We start from the raw sequence: 17,060 nt of genomic DNA, 5'->3' as shown, positions 1-17,060 counted from the left end.
TTTTTACGGTTATTAGGGGGGGGTAACCCCTTTCTTTGTTGGCCCGTCTTCCGGGTTTGGGGGTTACTCCCCGCCACGGGGTCACGTGTGGCGCGTCGAATCACTGCAGCTTCAACATGACAATCGCCTTCGCTGGCAATTTAACTTTCAAATCGTTGCCATCGATTCGCGCTCCGGAGAACGGTACAGGCTTCACTGCGTCCGCGTGCTCGAATGTATTGAGCGACGTCATCGCCGGTGCAGTCAGGATCTGCCCGCTCACCTGCGTGGCCTTACCACTGAGCTTCACATTCACTTCGGCCGCATGCTCCGGATCGAGATTGGTCAACGCCACGTACACATGGCCGTCCTTCGCTTTCACCGCCGAGCCATGCACCGCCGGCACCGCGAATTCGCCGTGGCGATAGGTCGGCGCGCTAATCTCCAACGGTAGATGCGTAGCGTCCTGGTACGGCAGGTACATCGCGAACACGTGATACGTCGGCGTCAGCAGCATCTTGTTGCCGTCGGTGAGGATCATCGACTGCAGCACGTTGACCATCTGCGCGATGTTGGCCATGCGCACGCGATCGGCGTGGTCGCTGAAGATGTCCAGCGTCAGCGAGGCGACCAGCGCATCGCGCAGGGTGTTCTGCTGTTGCAGAAAACCCGGATGGCTGCCGGGCAGGCTGGCGTACCAGGTGCCCCATTCGTCGACCACCAGGGCGATCTTCTTCTGCGGATCGTATTTGTCCATGATCGCGCTGTGCCTGGTGATCAGATCGTCCATGCGCAATGCCTGCTGCAAGGTGTCGATCCATGCGGTCTCGTCAAAGTCGGTGGACGAGTCGCGCGGCGGAAAGCCACCGCCGGGTACGGTGTAATAATGCAGGCTCAGGCCGTTCATGAACTTGCCGGCCTCGCGCATCATCACTTCGGTCCAGTGGTAATCGTCGCCGTTGGAACCGGGTGCGATCTTCAGGATGGTTTGATCCGCTGGCGCCTTCACGAAGGTCTGGTAGCGGCGATACACGTCGGCGGCATATTCGGAGCGCATGTTGCCGCCGCAGCCCCACAGCTCGTTGCCGACGCCGACGAAAGCCACCTTCCACGGCTTGTCGCGGCCGTTGGCGCGGCGTTGCATAGCCAAGGTCGAATGCGTGGGCGCGGTCATATATTCCACCCACTGCGCCATTTCGTCGGGCGAAGCATCGCCCACGTTGCCGGCGACGTAGGCATCGGTGCCCAGCAACTCGGTGAAATTCATGAACTCGTGCGTGCCGAAGCTGTTGGGTTCTTCCACGCCGCCCCAGTGCGTGTTGACACTGGTCGGCCGCTTGTCGCGCGGGCCGATGCCGTCGCGCCAGTGGTATTCGTCGGCGAAGCAGCCGCCGGGCCAGCGCACGTCGGGCACGTGGATGGCTTTCAGTGCGGCCAGCACGTCGTTGCGATAGCCGTTGGTGTTGGGAATCTTGGAATCGGGGCCGACCCAGATGCCGCCGTAGATGCCAGTGCCGAGATGTTCGGCGAACTGGCCGAAAATGTAGCGCGACACCTGCGGGCCAGGCTGGTCGGTGTGCAAGCTGCCCTGCACCTGGACTTCGGCGGCTTGCAGCCAGCCGCTGGCAAAGAACAGCGCAGAACACAGCAAGGAAAGGCTTAGACGTTTTTTCATTGGGGAAGCGGCCATGGCGGTTTCTTGTCTGAAAAAAGCACCGCCGCCATCATGTGGATGGCGACGGAGGGGAAATCACAGGCGGAAGCGTGCACCGAACATGAAAGTACGTTCCATCATGATCGCGTCGCGCGGAAACAGGTACTGGCTGGTGCCGAACTGGGTATGCACCACGCGCCCCATCAGGTTGGTGCCTTCCAGCGTGAGCGTCAGATGCTTGTTCACGTCGTAGTTCACCGCAAAGTCCAGATCGTCCACCGGTGCGTTGTAGATGGATTGCGGTTGCGCGCCGCCGGGGTTGTAGGCCACGGCGTAGCGGCTGCGCCAGTTGTAGGCAAGGCGGGCGGAGTAGGGCCCTTTCTGGTAGATCAGGATCGCGTTATAGGCGCGCTTGGAAACGTTGACCAGATCTTGCCGTTGTCCCGTCGGCGATTGCGTATTTGCGTTGATGAAGGTGGCATTGAGCTGCGTGCCGAATCCGGACAGCCAGCCCGGCAGGAAATCGTAGAACTGGGTGTAGGCCAGCTCCGCGCCTTCCAGCGTGCCGTTGCCGGTGTTGCGCGGACGGCTCACCAGGTAGCTCACGCCATCGACCACTTCGCTGTCGGCGTAGGTCTGGATATAGCCGTTGATGTCGCGATGGAACACGGCCGCGGAGAGCAGCGAAGCAGGGCGGAAATACCATTCCAGCGACAGGTCGGTATTGCTCGAGCGCACCGGATTGAGATTGGGATTGCCGCCACTGCCGCTGGCCGGGATCGTCGCGGTGGCCTGGTACAGCGACAGCTGCGGGTTGAGCGCCGCGAACGCGGGGCGCGTGATGGTCTTGCCGTACGCCGCGCGCAGGATCAGGTCGTCACGCAGATTGAAGTTGGCGCTGAAGCTCGGCAACCATACGTCGCTGCTCTTGTTGATGGTGACGGGCGTCTGCTCGGTACCGAGGATCTCCGTGCCTTGCAGTGTCGAATTCAAGCGCACCCTGCGCACGCCGAAGCCACCGTCCACCGGGACGTCGCCGAGATTGAATCCATAACGGGCCTGCGCATACAGCGCGTAAGTGTCTTCCTTGTCGTTGAAATACAGCGCGGGATTGGCCAACGGCGCGGACGGGCTGTAACCCATCGCCACGCGTATCTGCGCCGAATGCGTCAATAGATAGTTGGGGTTGGCCAGCATCCATTGATTGGGCGAGGTATAGAGCGCGCCATCGAGCAGGTTGGATGGCGTCAGGCTGGCCATGCCGGGGAAGCTGCTCATGAACGCCGTGGTGCCGCTGATGTTCGGACGTCCGCCGGTATCGGCGGCAATGTTGGTGGCGTTGCGCCAGCTTGCGCGCAAGCCCACGTCGATGGCGTTGATGGGGCCGGCATCCAGCTTGATGGTGGCGTCATTTTTCCACGACCAGTCCTTGCCGGTCTGGTGGTTCCACTGGTCGTAATACTGGTTGAGAAAATAATTCGACGGATTGGCGAGGTTGTACGCGCTGCCATCGGCATTGGTCACCGTGGCGTTGGTGGCGCCGCCGTTGTCGAAGTTCATGGTGATGCGCGGCGCGATAAACCCGGTATCCAGGATGAAATCGCGCGTAGACGCCTTGCTGTAGGTATAGGCCAGATCCGTGGAGAGCGTCACGCGCTCACCCTTCCAGCTGCCGCCCAGCGCACTCTGATACGTGTCGGAGCTGGATTGAAACGCCTGGTCGCTGGTCAAGGTGAACATGTTGTCAGCGGTCAGGCTTTGTACGACGTTGGTGCCGGGCTTGGTGGTGAGGCTGGTGACGTTGCTGCCGTTGGCGATCACCGGCAGCGGAATCCAGAACGGGTTGTTGTACGTGTTGCGATAGCCGACGTAGAAGTTCTCGAAATAGATGTCGGTCTTGTCGTTGGGCGCCCACTGCACGGTGAAGTTGGCCGAGCGGCGGGTGCGATCGCCCAGGTTGTAGATGGAACCGATGGTTTCGGGGATATACACCTTGCCGCCCGTGCCCATCGGGTTGTCGCGCAGGTCGGAAATGAAATTGAAGGTGCTGCTTTCCTCGTAACGCTGCTTCTGATACGAGGCCGCCGCCATCACGCCGAACTTGCCGGCATCGGTATGCCAGATCTTGTTGGCGGTGATGCTGCCGAAGGGATCGGTATGGCCGGCATTGCGGCTGTAGATGCCATTGGCGGTGCCGGCCAGGGTCCAGTCGTCCTTGAAGTCGAACGGGCGGCGCAGGCGCACGTCGATCAGGCCGCCGATGCCGCCTTCGATGCTGCGTGCATCATTGGTCTTGTAGACGTCCACGCGCTCCACCAGGTCGGCGGGAATATCCGCCAGCGCAATGCTGCGTCCGGTGGTGGTGAAGATATTGCGACCGCTGAAAGTGGTCACCACATCGGGCAGGCCGCGAATCAGCACGGTATTCACTTCGCCGCCGCTGCGCGCCACTTGCACGCCGGTCACGCGCTGCAGCGCTGCGGCCACGCTGTTGTCGGGCAGCTTGCCGACGTCTTCGGCCACGATCGAATCGACGATCAACGGACTGCTCTGCTTGATCGCGATGGCATCGGCGATACTGCCGCGCACGCCGTTCACCTGCACGGTATCGAGCTGGGTGATGTCGGTGCTGCGCTTGCATGGCTTGCCGTCGGCCGTGGTGGTTTTGCACGGGGCGTTGTCGTTGGTCGTGTTTTGCGCATGCGCGGTGGTGGCCAGTGCCAGGGCGAGCGCCGCCGGCAATACACGGAACATCAGGCGCTGCGTGCGCTGCGCATTACGTACGTTCTGCATGGTGCTTGACTCCCCTCTCCCAAAGGTCTCGTTATGTCGCGCACCTACGTGGGTGCGTCGAACCATATGCCGAACGGCTACAGGCCCTTTGGTTTTGCGGTCACGTGCGACCGCGGATGCAAGGGGTGAGCGATCAGCAGGAAGTGATCGTTGTGTTACCCGCGATCACGTTCGGCCGGAGTATGGGATGGCGTGGCGATAAGAAACCAATGATTTAAATCGCCAAATCGATACGGTTATTGCAATGATGCGATGCACTATCTGTTGCGCTGCCGCAATGCCGAATTGCCGTGCCGGCATACCGTTCTTGCCATGGTTCGAAGCTGGTGAAGCTCGCTATGCTGCGTGGCTTGTTTCTGTGCGAATCGACTCATGCAACGCGAATTTGGACGACTCGGCGATACCGTGATTCACGCCGTCACCCTGGCAAGCGAAGGGGTGAAAGCGGAAGTGTTGACCTACGGCGGCATCCTGCGCAGGCTGCAGATCGAAACGGCACACGGACCGGTCGACGTGGTGCTCGGCTTGCCGGATCTGCATGCCTACTGCAACGATCGCGACTACCTTGGCGTGCTGGTCGGTCGCTACGGCAATCGCATCGGCGGCGCCAGCTTCGAACTGGATGGACGGCGCCATGCGCTGAGCGCCAACGAAGGTGTCAATCACCTGCATGGCGGCCATGTCGGTTTCGGCCGCCGGGTGTGGACGATTGCCGCATGCGAACCGCAACGGCTGTTGTTGCGTTACGCCTCGCCGGATGGTGAAGAAGGCTATCCCGGCGAACTGCAGGTGGAGGCCGAATTTGTGCTTGCTCGGCAACGTTTGCAACTGACGTATCGCGCGCGCACCGATGCGGCCACGCCGTTGAACCTTACGCATCATCCGTATTTCAATCTTGCCGGCGATCCCGCCGTGCCCGTCGCAACGCAGATTCTGCGCGTGCCGGTGGAGCAGTATCTGCCGGTCGACCGGCAGTTGATTCCCACTGGCGAGATGGCGAGCGTGAACGGCACGGCGTTCGATTTCCGCGTGCCGGCCACGTTGGATGAGCGTCGCGCGGCAAGCCGCGCGCAACTGCAGGCGAGCGGCGGCTTCGACCATTGCCTGGTGCTGTCCGCCGACCGCCAGTGCAGTGCCGAACTGTATTCGCCGCACAGCGGCGTGGCGATGCGGCTGATCAGCCCTGCGCCGGCCGTGCAGCTTTATGAAGGGCAGGGGCTGGATCGCAGCCATCCCGAGCTTGGTCGGGGCGTGTGCCTGGAGCCGCAAGATTTTCCGGATGCACCGAACCATCCGCAGTTTCCGCCGACAATCCTGCGTCCGGGCCAGGCGTACGAGCACCGCATCATCTATCAGTTTGCGACACCGGGCGCCGCTGCGGACTGGCCGATGGTGCTGGCGGCGCTGGATGCGGCCGGGCAACGTGGCTGAGCGCGAATGGGTCGAGCCTATCCGGCCGCTGCTCCGTCATGCCAGTCCAATACGGACACGCCGAGGCAAAAAGAAAACATTCGTTATGCCGCTCCGCTGACCTTCAGCAGGCTTGGAACCCGGTCGGGCTATGGTTACAGTCGTGGGCTTATCTGCCACGCCTGGGAAACCTCATGCCCCGTCTTCACCTTCTCGCCGCCGCCACTGCGCTAGCGCTCGCCGCCTGTTCGCAGGCGCCCAACAACGGCAGCAACGCCGCCCCTGCCGCATCCGGCACGGCGCCGGCCAAGGCGTCCACCACGGCCGCGGCCGAAGCGCAGGTCAACAACCCGTTCTTCACCGCCAGCACGCTGCCGTACCAGGCGCCGCCGTTCGACAAGATCAAGGACAGCGATTACCAGCCGGCGATCGAAGAGGGTATGCGGCAGCAACAGGAGGAGGTCGACAAGATCGCCAACAACCCTGAGCCGCCGACGTTCGAGAACACCTACGTGGCGCTGGAAAAATCCGGCGTGCTGCTCAACCGCGTGATGGCCGTGTTCAACGCGGTGACGGGTGCCAACACCAACGACACGCTGCAAAAAGTGCAGGAAGAGGAAGCACCGAAGCTCGCCGCGCATGCGGACGCGATCCACCTCAACGGCAAACTGTTCCAGCGCATTCAGGCCGTCTACGACCAGCGCGATTCGCTCAAGCTCGATCCGGAATCCAAGCGCCTGATCGACGTGGCCTACCGCCAGTTCGTGATGGCCGGCGCCAAGCTGTCCGATGCGGACAAGGCCAAGCTCAAGGATTACAACAAGGAAGCCGCGGGCCTGCAGGCGCAGTACAACAACAAGCTGCTCGCCGCCGCCAAGGCCGGTGCGCTGGTGGTGAGCGACAAGAGCAAGCTGGCCGGCCTTTCCAACGAAGACATCGCTGCCGCCGCGCAGGCCGCAAAAGATCGCCATCTCGACGGCAAGTGGGTGCTCACGCTGCAGAACACCACCCAGCAACCGATGCTGCAGGACCTGACTGATCGCGCCACGCGCCAGGCGCTGTTCGAAGCATCGTGGACGCGCGCCGAAAAGGGCGACGCCAACGATACGCGCGACATCGTCTCACGCCTTGCGCAGTTGCGTGCGCAGGAAGCCAAGCTGCTCGGCTTTCCCAACTTCGCCGCCTGGACGCTGGAAGACCAGATGGCCAAGACCCCTGAAACCGTGATGAGCTTCATGGAGAAGCTCGCCCCCGCCGCCGTTGCGCGCGCCAAGGTGGAAGCGGCCGACATCCAGAAGCAGATCGACAAGGACCAGGCCGCGCTCAAACAGCCCACCTTCAAGCTCGAACCGTGGGATTGGGAACACTACGCCGAGGAAGTGCGCAAGGCGAAGTACGACATCGACGAAGCGCAGATCAAGCCATATTTCGAACTGAATAACGTGCTGCAGAACGGCGTGTTCTACGCGGCCAACCAGCTGTACGGCCTGACCTTCAAGGAACGCAAGGATATCCCCGTCTATAACCCCGACGTGCGCGTGTTCGAGGTGTTCGACAAGGACGGCAAGTCGATGGCGCTGGCCTACTTCGACTACTTCAAGCGCGACAACAAGAACGGCGGCGCGTGGATGGACAACTTCGTGCAGCAGTCCAAGCTGCTGGGCACCAAGCCGGTGATCTACAACGTCGCCAACTTCACCAAGCCCGCGGACGGCCAGCCGGCGCTGCTGTCGACGGACGACGTGATCACCATGTTCCACGAATTCGGCCATGGCCTGCACGGCCTGTTCGCCGACGAGCAATACCCGACCCTATCCGGTACGCAGACTGCGCGTGACTTCGTCGAATTTCCCTCGCAGTTCAACGAACACTGGGCGTTCGATCCGAAGGTGTTCGCCAATTATGCGAAGAACTACAAGACCGGTGAGCCGATGCCGCAGGCCCTGGTCGACAAGATCAAGAAGGCGCAGCTATTCAACAAGGGCTACGATATGACCGAGCTGGTCGCCGCGGCCATGCTCGACATGAACTGGCACATGCTCAGTGCCGACCAGCCCAAGCAGGACGTCGACGCGTTCGAAGCCGCTTCGCTGAAGAAGGATGGCGTGGATCTTTCCTATGTGCCGCCGCGCTACCGTTCCAGCTACTTCCTGCACATCTGGAGCAACGGCTATTCCGCCGGCTACTACGCCTACCTGTGGACGCAGATGCTCGCCGACGATGCCTTCGAAGGTTTCAAGGACCACGGCGGCCTGACGCGCGAAAACGGCGATCGCTTCCGCGCGATGATACTTTCGCGCGGCAATACGGAAGAGCTGGACAAGCTCTACAAGGAATGGCGCGGCAGCGATCCGAGTGTCGAGCCGATGTTGATTCATCGGGGGTTGAAGCAGGGCGTGACGAAATAGTGTCGTGCATCGTGCGCAGAAAAAGGCCGGCGGTATGCCGGCCTTTTTCATATACGCATCTCGACGCTTTTCCATGTTCAGAGTAAGCCAAGAATATCTTCGCCAATACCTTCGCCTTGGATTTCATATTCAGGATTTTGGTCAGAGCAATTGAGCTGATTTAATGCAGGCACGAAGGCGTTCTCGGCAGTAAATGTAGTGCCAGCCAGCCGCCCTGCTGTCACCCTGAACGTAGCTAAGGTGACGGCGCCGCCGTCAAGGTTCGAGTTGGTGAAGCTGACCAGCTCGATGCTGCTGGGATCTTGGTTATCGTCCCAGGTAACGATGCCCGTCCCTGGATCTGCACTGTTTCCCGTAGGACTGGTGCATTGAACCTCATAAGCCGTCCCCTGCCAGGAGAGGTTGGTAGGCACGGCGCCCAAAAGCTGCGTTAAATTGGCACAGGCGGTCAGATTTGCGCTTGCCTTGAGAGTTTGGGTGCTTGGTGTGGCGCGAAGGCCATTGGTGTACGTAATGCTTGCGCTCTCCGCGCAGGTGATGGCTACTACTTGTTGAGCGGAGGCTGGTTGCGTAGTGATTACTACCGCAAGCAACAGACTCAGAACGCCTAACAACGCTTTGCATATTTGCGTACGCATGGTGTCGACTCCTATTCAAAGTGGACGTATGTGCTGGCTCTCTTTCGCGGAGAAATCGAGCTTATAGCAACGAAATTTGGGTATTCGTGCTTGGCCCCGTCAATATCCAGATGGGCTTGGTGTCCGAACAACTGAGCTGGTTCGGTGCAGGGGGATAAACGCTGACCACGGTGAACGTCTCGCCGGATCCACGACCGGAGGTGATCCTGAAAGTAGCCACGACGGGTGTAATGCCGTCCAGGCCGAGATTTGCAAGACTGACGAACTGGATGCCGCTAGGAGGCTCGTTGTCATTCCAATAAAGTTCGCCGGTCGCATTGCTGACTTCATTGACGTTGGCGTTGGTGCACGAGATGCCGGAAGCAGTTCCCTCCCAGTGAGCCTTTGCGGGTGCCGGCGCCGCAAGCGGTACAGTAACGCAGCCGGTATATATGGAATCGATGTCGATTACTTCTGTTTGAGGGGTGGTTTTCAAGCCCTGCGAATAGGTGATCGCAGTGATATTGGCGCAATTGGTAACGGTTTCTGTCTGAGCGGAAACTGGCCGTGCAGCAAACATGCCAGCAAGCAGCAAGCAGAGAGCGCCGAACAACGCTTTGCATATCTGGGTACGCATGGTGTCGACTCCTGTCAAAGTGGACATTGAGAAGGCGCGGCCAGCATCGGCGAGCAATGCATGCGCGCATCTGCTGGTCCGGCTCATGGATTCATGACCGGTACGGATTCACCCTGAAACCGACGGCTGCCTGCTCCGCTGCAGCCATCAAAAAGATGAAAACACGCCGCCGGTTAATACGCAGTCGAAGAGTGCGCTTTTGGCTTTCTCGGAAAGAAAACTGGACCAGGTTGAGTTAAGAAAAAAAGCAGCTGTCTCTGCTTCACTGCCTTGTCCGTCAGCCGAGCCCGCGGTTGCATGCGCTGGGCTGTCGCGCACGTTGTCGTGCGTCGCTCCACGCTGCACCGGCCATGTGCGCCGATTCGATCTAAGCGCGGTGATTCCAGACAGAGTCGGTCATCTGACCTGATCAGGGTGCTGCCGGCAGCAGGAAGTCCGTGCTCAGTGAGCACTTCGCCGGCAAGATGCTTGCTGATCAACAGTTCGGCCCAGCGGTGTATTACCGGCTTGATATCCACCCGCTCGATAGTCCGCAATCACGCGCTGCAGATCGCCGCTGTCGATTTCTATGCAGGCGGTGAATGTCGACTGTTGATCGGGCGCGGATGAACCGAATGGTTCGCTAGCCAGTTTGACACCGGCAAAGCGGCGTAGCGTTGCATGATTGATGTAGCCGTCCCTCCCATGTGTAGCAGGAGAGGGTCAGGTGTGTGAAGCAATCTGCGTTGAGTTCGAGCTGGGTCGCAAGCTCGTGCAACCCCACCCCAGCCCTCCCCTGCATGCAGGGGAGGGGACACACTTCAAGGGTCGATCAGCGGCCGATATCGCGCAGCCGCTTGCCGCTCATCAGGTTGCGTTCGATCTGTTCCAGCGTGATGCCCTTGGTTTCCGGCACCAGCCAGAGCGTGAGCACGATGAACACCGCGTTGAAGGCGGCATACAGCCAGAACGTCTGCGCATTGCCGATGCCGTTGAGCAGGCTCAGGAAGGAAACGCCCACCACCCAGTTGGCCGCCCAATTGGTGAAGGTGGAGCAGCCGATGCCGAAGTCGCGGCCCTTGAGCGGCTGGATTTCCGAGCACAGCGTCCAGATCAGTGGGCCGGCGGACATCGCGAAGCCCACGATGAAGAGCAGCAGCATGCCTACGGTGAAGATCTGCTCGCCGTGCGTATGGATGCCCAGATGCATCATCGTGCCGACCACGCCCAGGCCCAGCGTCATCACCACGAAGCCGATGTACAGGATCGGCTTGCGGCCCAGTTTGTCCACCAGGCCGATCGCGATGAAGGTGGCCAATACGTTGACCAGGTCGACGATCACCGTGAACCACATCTGCGCTTCGGTGGCATAGCCCATGCTCTCGAAGATGCGCGGCGCGTAGTACATCACCACGTTCATGCCGGTGAGCTGCTGCATGATCTGCAGCAGCACCCCAAGGCCCACCGAGCGGCGGAAGTTTACGTTCTGGAAGAACATATGTACGCCGCGCTGCGGCGTTTTCAGCTGCTCGCGGATATCACCGATCTCGCGGGCAATGTCGTCTTCGCTGCCGAGCAGCTTGTGCAGCACCTGTTCGGCCTCGGGCTGGCGGTTGCGCATCATCAGCCAGCGCGGGCTCTCCGGCAGGAAGGCCACGCCGAACAGGAATAGCGCGCCAGGGATCGCGATGATGCCCAGCATCCAGCGCCAGCTGCCGGTGTAGCTCAGCGCGGCGTTGGACAGCGCCGCGACGAGGATGCCGGTGGTGATCATCAGCTGGTACAGCGAGATCATGGCGCCGCGGATCGATTCGGGCGCGATCTCGGCCAGATAAAGCGGCGCGGTGAAACTGGCAATGCCGATCGCCAGGCCAAGCACAAAGCGACCCACGATCAGTACGTCGGGCGTCCACGCAACACCGCACAGCACTGATCCGGCCACGAACAACACCGCCCCAAGAATCAACGAGCGCTTGCGGCCCAGCTGGCTGGATAGCCAGCCGGCACCGAGCGCGCCGAGCGCGGCGCCAGCCATCATGATCGAGACGATCCACTCGATGGTGCTGTCGTCGATCTTGAAGTCTTTCTGGATGAACTGCTGCGCGCCGGCGATGACGCCGATGTCCAGGCCGAACATCAGCCCGGCCAGTGCGGCCAGCACGCAGATGAAGATGGCGGTTGCCTTGCCGTGCGGCTTGGCCGACGCGTGAGATGTAACAGGTGGTGTATACGTGTTGGCACTCATGAATGACTCCGTGTTGTCGGGTGTCGAGCAAGTGCTTCCCCCACTTTCTCGACGCGCCGAGCCCGGCAGCTGTCCGGACTCTGCTTCGCCGAATCAAACACCCTCGTGTTCGATTCGCGACAGGCCATCCGTGGACCTGCTTGGATCGCATCGGGCGGATGTTCTCATCTTCTTCCCCATGCATGCATAAAAAAGCCGGCTTAGGTGGGCCGGCCTGCAAAACGCGGTTCGGGTATGCCGGTGAAAGGCACCTCGATGGCGAACAGCCCGCCGGCATGCGGCTCGTTGGCCAGCGCCTGGGCCGAAAGACCGTCGCGGGCACTGGTGATGTATAGCGTATTCAACCGCTCGCCGCCGAAGGCGACGCGTGTCGGCTGGCAGACCGGCACCTCGATGACGAGATCCTGCTTGCCGTGGCGATCGTAGCGCACCACGCGGCCGGCGCCCCACTCGGCGTTCCACAGGCCGCCTTCGCTGTCCACCGCCGAGCCATCCGGCTCACCGCGTTGCTGCGTCAGGTCGATATGCATGCACGCATCGGCCACGCTGTCGCCGTAGCTACAGCGATGCACGGTGCGGGTAAACGAATCGCAGTAGTACATGGTCGCGCCGTCGGGACTGAACGCGATGCTGTTGCTGATGGCGACCGGACCCAGCGGCAGCTGTTCCAGTTTCAGGTCGGCATGCAGCCGGTAGAAGGCGCCGGCTGCACGTCGTGCCTCGCCACAGACCGGCTCGTGCAGCGTGCCGAACACGAAGCGCCCCTGTCGATCGCAGGCGCCGTCGTTGAGGCGCGTGGGCAAGCCGCTTTCGACGTCGGCGATGCGGATCAGCTGGCCGTTTTCCAGATGGAAGAACGCCAGCCCGCTGGCCAGGCCGAGCAGCAGCCAATTCTCGTCTTCGCACAGGGCGAACGAAGCCAGCCGTTCCGGCATCGGCCAGCGGCGCGTATTGCCGTCGGACGGGCGATAACGCCACAGCACCGACGCGTGGATGTCCGTCCAGTACAGCGACTGGCTGCGCGGGCACCAAGTGACGCCTTCGCCAAGCGTGTTGTGCGCGTCCAATACCAGCGAAGCTTGCAAGGTCATGCCCAGCCTCCGTCGACGATGAAATCCTGGCCCGTGCACATGCCGCTGTCGTCGGCGGCAAGGAACAAGGCGGCGCGCGCCAGATCGTCCGCGTGCAAGTGGCCGGGCATGCTCTGCTTGCGGCGTATCTCTTCTTCGCCCGCGGCATCCAGCCACAGCTCGCGCTGCTTCTCGGTGATCACCCAGCCGGGCACCAGCGCATTGATGCGAATGCGATCCTGGCCCAGTTCGCGCGCCAGGCCGTTGACCAATCCATGCACGGCCGATTTGGCCATCGCATACATCGGATAGCCCGCGTTTTTGATCATCCAGCCGATGGAGCCCAGGCAAACGATCGAGCCGCCGCCGAGCTCGCGCATGCCCGGCACCACCGCCTGCGTGGCGAAATACTGATGGCGCAGGTTCACGGCGATGTTCCGGTCAAACTCTTCAGGCGTGGAGTTCTGCAAATGATGGCGCCGGTCGTTGGCGGCGTTGTTGATCAGCACGCCAATGGTGCCGATCAGTGCGCTGGCCTGGTTGATCGCCTCTTTCAGGGCACGCAGGTCGGTGATGTCGCAACGGATGAACAAAGGATCGTGCCGCACCTTGGTTACCGCGTTACGCAGCAGCGCGGCGCCGTTCTCGTCGATATCCAGGAAGGCCACGCGCGCGCCCTGCTGCGCGAAATGCGCCACGAAGGCCGCGCCGATGCCGGTGGCGCCGCCGGTGATCAGTACCGAGCGGTCGACCAGGCTGGGATAGGTGGCAAACATGGATAGGTCGGGTCTCTTTGCAGCAATTACCATTCGGCCACACTGCCGTCGTCGTGACGCCAGATCGGATTGCGCCAGCGGTGTCCCACGGACGCGCGCTCGGCCACGTAGGCTTCGTTCACTTCTACGCCAAGCCCCGGGCCGCCCGGCATGGAAACATAACCGTTTTCGTAGGCGAATACGCTACGGTCGGTGATGTAATCGAGCAGATCGTTGCCGGCGTTGTAGTGGATGCCCAGGCTCTGCTCCTGGATGAAGGCGTTGTGGCACATCGCATCCAGCTGCAGGTTGGCGGCCAGCGCGATCGGGCCCAGCGGACAGTGCAGTGCGAGCGCCACGTCGTAGGCTTCGGCCATCATTGCGATCTTGCGTGTCTCGGTGATGCCGCCCGAATGCGACGGATCGGGCTGGATGATGTCGACGCCGCCGGTGGTGAACACGCGCTTGAAGTCGTAGCGTGAATACAGGCGCTCGCCCAGCGCGATCGGCGCGGGCGAAATCGAGGCCAGTTCCGGAATGCATTCCAGATGATCGGAAAGCACCGGCTCCTCGATGAACATCAGCTTGAACGGCACCAGTTCGCGCATCAGCACCTTGGCCATCGGCTTGTGCACGCGGCCGTGGAAATCCAGGCCCAGGCCGATTTCCGGCCCCACCGCATCACGCACCGCCTGCACGTTTTCCAGCACACGCGACACCTTGGCGTGCGTGTCGACGAAATGCATTTCCTCGGTGGCATTCATCTTTACCGCGGTGAAGCCACGCGCGACTGCTTCTTTTGCGGCGCGTGCGGTATCGGACGGACGATCGCCGCCGATCCACGAATACACGCGAATGCGATCGCGCACCGGCCCGCCGAGCAGCGCATGCACCGGCACGCCCAGATGCTTGCCCTTGATGTCCCACAGCGCCTGGTCGATGCCGGCGATCGCGCTCATCAGGATCGGACCGCCGCGATAGAAGCCGCCGCGGTACATCACGTTCCAGTGGTCTTCGATGTGGCTCGGATCCTTGCCGACCAAGTAATCGGACAGTTCCTCCACAGCCGCCGCGACGGTATGCGCGCGACCTTCCACGACCGGCTCGCCCCAGCCGCTGATGCCCTCATCGGTGTCGATACGTACGAACAGCCAGCGCGGCGGAACGAGGAAGGTGGTCAGGCGGGTGATCTTCATGCGTTGTTTCCTTCAGCGAGGGTCTTCCAGGCGTGGGTGAAGGCGCGAGCGCGGCGACCGACGTCGTCCGCGCTGCGGCCGGGTGCGTAAAGCGCGGAGCCGAGGCCGAAGCCACTGGCGCCCGCGGCGATATAAGGGGCCATCGTTTCCGGCGTGATGCCGCCCACCGGCAGCATCGCCAGGTCGCGCGGCAGCACCGCCCGCCAGGCCTTGAGCACGCTGGGCGTCAGCATTTCGGCCGGAAACAGCTTGATTGCATCGGCGCCGGCCTGGATCGCGGCGAACGCCTCGGTGGGCGTGGCGACGCCGGGAACGCAGTACATGCCTTCGCGCTTGGCCGCGGCGATCACGCGCGTATCGGCGTGCGGCATCACGATCAGGCGGCCGCCTGCGGCAGCCACCTGTGATACCTGCTCGGGCTGCAGCACGGTGCCGGCGCCGATCAGGCAGCGCTGGCCCAGTTCCGCCGACAACAGGCGAATGCTTTGAAGCGGCTCGGGCGAATTCATCGGCACTTCGATCACGCTGAAGCTTTCGGCGACGAGCGCACGCCCGATGTCGAGCGCTTCATCCGGCCGCAGGCCGCGCAGAATCGCCACCAAGGGAAGGGAATCGAGCCACGCGCGAATCATGCTGTTACTCCGGAATAAGAATGTAGGGGTGCCTGCGCGAGCAGTCCCGCGGTCGAGGCCAGTTGCCACAGCCCTTGCGCCGCGGCGTCATCGATGACGGTAGGCTCGGCGTAACCGAAATGCGTCGCGGCCACGATGTAGCGCTGGCACAGCGAGGCATCGCCGATCAGGCATAGCGGCGTTTCGCGGCCATGATCGCGTGCGCGTGCAATGCGAAATTCCTCGCCAATCATGAGGCCAGAAAGAAAATCCGGCACTTCCTCGGCGGACAGCTCGCCTGCAAGCATCAATGCACGCGTCGAGAACAGCCGGCTGAAAACACCTTGCTCACGACTTTCCTTGACGGTATGCAGGCCGCGCAGGAAAGCATGCTGCGAGAACGGCTGTGTGGTTTCGGCGGGCAGCCCGGCGCCGAGAATGGAATGCTTCATGAGCAGCGCATACAGCTCGCCCGTCATCACGGTATCGAAGGCGGCGATACGGCCATCGAGGACAGTCGCCCATTTGCTGTGCGTACCGGGCAAGACGAAACACGCGTTCGCCTGATAATCGGGATGCAGCGCGAGCGCGCCGATGATCTGCGTTTCCTCGCCGCGCATCACGTCCGCCGGCTGCTTGCGGCAAAGGCCGGGGGCGATCCACAGTTCGCGGCCGGCCTGTGCCTCGATACGCAGCATGCCTTGGGCAATGCTCGCCGCATCCGCCGGTACATCGACATAAGGTACTTCGCGCCAGCCTTGCCGGCTGCCGACCATGCCCGCGGCAACCGCCACGCATGCGGGCCAATCTTTCGTAATGGCTTGCCACGCTGCGGTGAACCCGCCTTCGGGCAAGTGGCGAATGCCCCAAGCCCGTTGGCGCGAGGCCACGACTATGCCGCTGGCATCATAGAGATAGGCACGCAGGCTGCTGGTGCCCCAATCCAGGCCGATCAGCCGAACGTCTGCGCTCATGCGGATTTCCTCGTGCGGCGTTTGCCGCTCATGTTGGCGCGCGAATCGACAATCATCTTCTGCATGGCATCGCGTGCGAGTTCGGGCTGGCTCTGGCGGATCGCCTCGCACACTTGCTGGTGATAGGGCAGCGAATACTTGAAGTCGCCGCTCTTGCGCGCCGATTCCACGAAGAAGCTACCCAAGGCGGTTTCCACCACGGAAAACAGCGAGATCATCAATTCGTTGTTGGTGGCGACCAGTACGGCTTCATGGAATTGCAGATCGGCCTGCGCCCATTCGTCGGTGTTGCGCGCCGCTTCCATCGCGCGATAGGCCGTTTCCAGTTGCTTGAGCTGTGCGGCGTCGCGGCGGTGCGCCGCAAACGCCGCGGCCGCCGGCTCGAAGACTTCGCGCATCTGTCCCAGCTTCTGCACGAAATCCGTCGTCGGCATGGATGCGCAGCGCCAGGCCAGCACGTCGGCGTCCAGCTGATGCCAGTAGCGCTCCTCGCGTACGCGCGTGCCGACCTTCGGCCGTGCCTCCACCAGGCCCTTGGCGGAAAGTACACGCATCGCCTCGCGCAGTGCGGTGCGGCTTACTTGCATCTGTTCGGCCAGGGTTTCTTCACGCGGCAGCACTTCGCCCGGCTGGAGCTGGCCGCTCACGATCCGCACCCCCAGTTGCTGGGTGACGTGGCCGTGCAAATTTCGGGCGCTGGCGACTCTCATCGGCTCTCTTGGCGGTGCGGAA

General features: G+C 62.0%; 13 protein-coding genes. 2 read left to right on the top strand and 11 right to left on the bottom strand.

Translation table 11 applies throughout. The annotated features are described in order from the left end of the window. Positions 1-100: 100 nt before the first annotated feature. A complete protein-coding gene (locus ACTHNE_RS00680) occupies positions 101-1,669 on the bottom strand; it encodes an alpha-N-arabinofuranosidase (RefSeq protein WP_440268304.1) in 1,569 nt (522 codons plus the stop codon). A gap of 60 nt (positions 1,670-1,729) precedes the next feature. Beyond that, the gene (locus tag ACTHNE_RS00675) at positions 1,730-4,426 is read right to left on the bottom strand and encodes a TonB-dependent receptor (RefSeq protein ID WP_324937156.1); all 2,697 of its coding nucleotides are present in this window, start codon (positions 4,424-4,426) and stop codon (positions 1,730-1,732) included. Between the two features lie 372 nt (positions 4,427-4,798). Between ACTHNE_RS00675 and ACTHNE_RS00670 the strand changes: the two genes are divergently transcribed. Further along, positions 4,799-5,857, top strand: a complete 1,059-nt coding sequence (locus tag ACTHNE_RS00670) for an aldose epimerase family protein (protein ID WP_324937158.1) — start codon at positions 4,799-4,801, stop codon at positions 5,855-5,857. Positions 5,858-6,030: 173 nt separating this feature from the next. After that, positions 6,031-8,244, top strand: a complete 2,214-nt coding sequence (gene dcp / locus ACTHNE_RS00665; RefSeq protein WP_440268303.1) for a peptidyl-dipeptidase Dcp — start codon at positions 6,031-6,033, stop codon at positions 8,242-8,244. 77 nt (positions 8,245-8,321) lie between these two features. Here the strand turns inward: dcp and ACTHNE_RS00660 are convergent, their stop codons facing one another. The 9 genes from ACTHNE_RS00660 to ACTHNE_RS00620 form a co-directional block, all read right to left on the bottom strand. Further along, entirely contained in the window at positions 8,322-8,882 is a 561-nt protein-coding gene (locus tag ACTHNE_RS00660; RefSeq protein ID WP_324939695.1) for a hypothetical protein, read from the bottom strand. A 61-nt stretch (positions 8,883-8,943) separates the two neighbouring features. Further along, positions 8,944-9,498, bottom strand: a complete 555-nt coding sequence (locus tag ACTHNE_RS00655) for a hypothetical protein (RefSeq protein WP_324939698.1) — start codon at positions 9,496-9,498, stop codon at positions 8,944-8,946. A gap of 811 nt (positions 9,499-10,309) precedes the next feature. After that, positions 10,310-11,722, bottom strand: a complete 1,413-nt coding sequence (locus ACTHNE_RS00650) for a sugar porter family MFS transporter (RefSeq protein WP_324939701.1) — start codon at positions 11,720-11,722, stop codon at positions 10,310-10,312. Between the two features lie 200 nt (positions 11,723-11,922). Continuing rightward, a complete protein-coding gene (locus ACTHNE_RS00645) occupies positions 11,923-12,813 on the bottom strand; it encodes an SMP-30/gluconolactonase/LRE family protein (protein ID WP_440268302.1) in 891 nt (296 codons plus the stop codon). Next, positions 12,810-13,568 (bottom strand): SDR family NAD(P)-dependent oxidoreductase, encoded by a 759-nt coding sequence (locus ACTHNE_RS00640; protein ID WP_324939707.1) that lies wholly within the window; start codon positions 13,566-13,568, stop codon positions 12,810-12,812. Before ACTHNE_RS00640 ends, ACTHNE_RS00645 begins: the two co-directional genes overlap by 4 nt. A 26-nt stretch (positions 13,569-13,594) precedes the next feature. Further along, positions 13,595-14,743, bottom strand: coding sequence for a galactonate dehydratase (gene dgoD / locus ACTHNE_RS00635; protein WP_324939710.1), 1,149 nt, complete (start codon positions 14,741-14,743; stop codon positions 13,595-13,597). Further along, positions 14,740-15,375, bottom strand: a complete 636-nt coding sequence (locus ACTHNE_RS00630; RefSeq protein ID WP_324939713.1) for a 2-dehydro-3-deoxy-6-phosphogalactonate aldolase — start codon at positions 15,373-15,375, stop codon at positions 14,740-14,742. The genes dgoD and ACTHNE_RS00630 overlap by 4 nt, the downstream gene beginning before the upstream one ends. Then, positions 15,372-16,328 (bottom strand): 2-dehydro-3-deoxygalactonokinase, encoded by a 957-nt coding sequence (locus tag ACTHNE_RS00625; RefSeq protein ID WP_324939715.1) that lies wholly within the window; start codon positions 16,326-16,328, stop codon positions 15,372-15,374. The genes ACTHNE_RS00630 and ACTHNE_RS00625 overlap by 4 nt, the downstream gene beginning before the upstream one ends. Next, positions 16,325-17,038, bottom strand: a complete 714-nt coding sequence (locus ACTHNE_RS00620; protein WP_440268301.1) for a FadR/GntR family transcriptional regulator — start codon at positions 17,036-17,038, stop codon at positions 16,325-16,327. Before ACTHNE_RS00620 ends, ACTHNE_RS00625 begins: the two co-directional genes overlap by 4 nt. Positions 17,039-17,060: the final 22 nt, after the last annotated feature.

This window comes from Dyella sp. (genome assembly GCF_051954575.1).
Taxonomy (GTDB): domain Bacteria; phylum Pseudomonadota; class Gammaproteobacteria; order Xanthomonadales; family Rhodanobacteraceae; genus Dyella_B.
The sequence above is the reverse complement of the archived record's forward strand: the minus strand, read 5'-3'. Positions and strand labels throughout refer to the sequence as shown.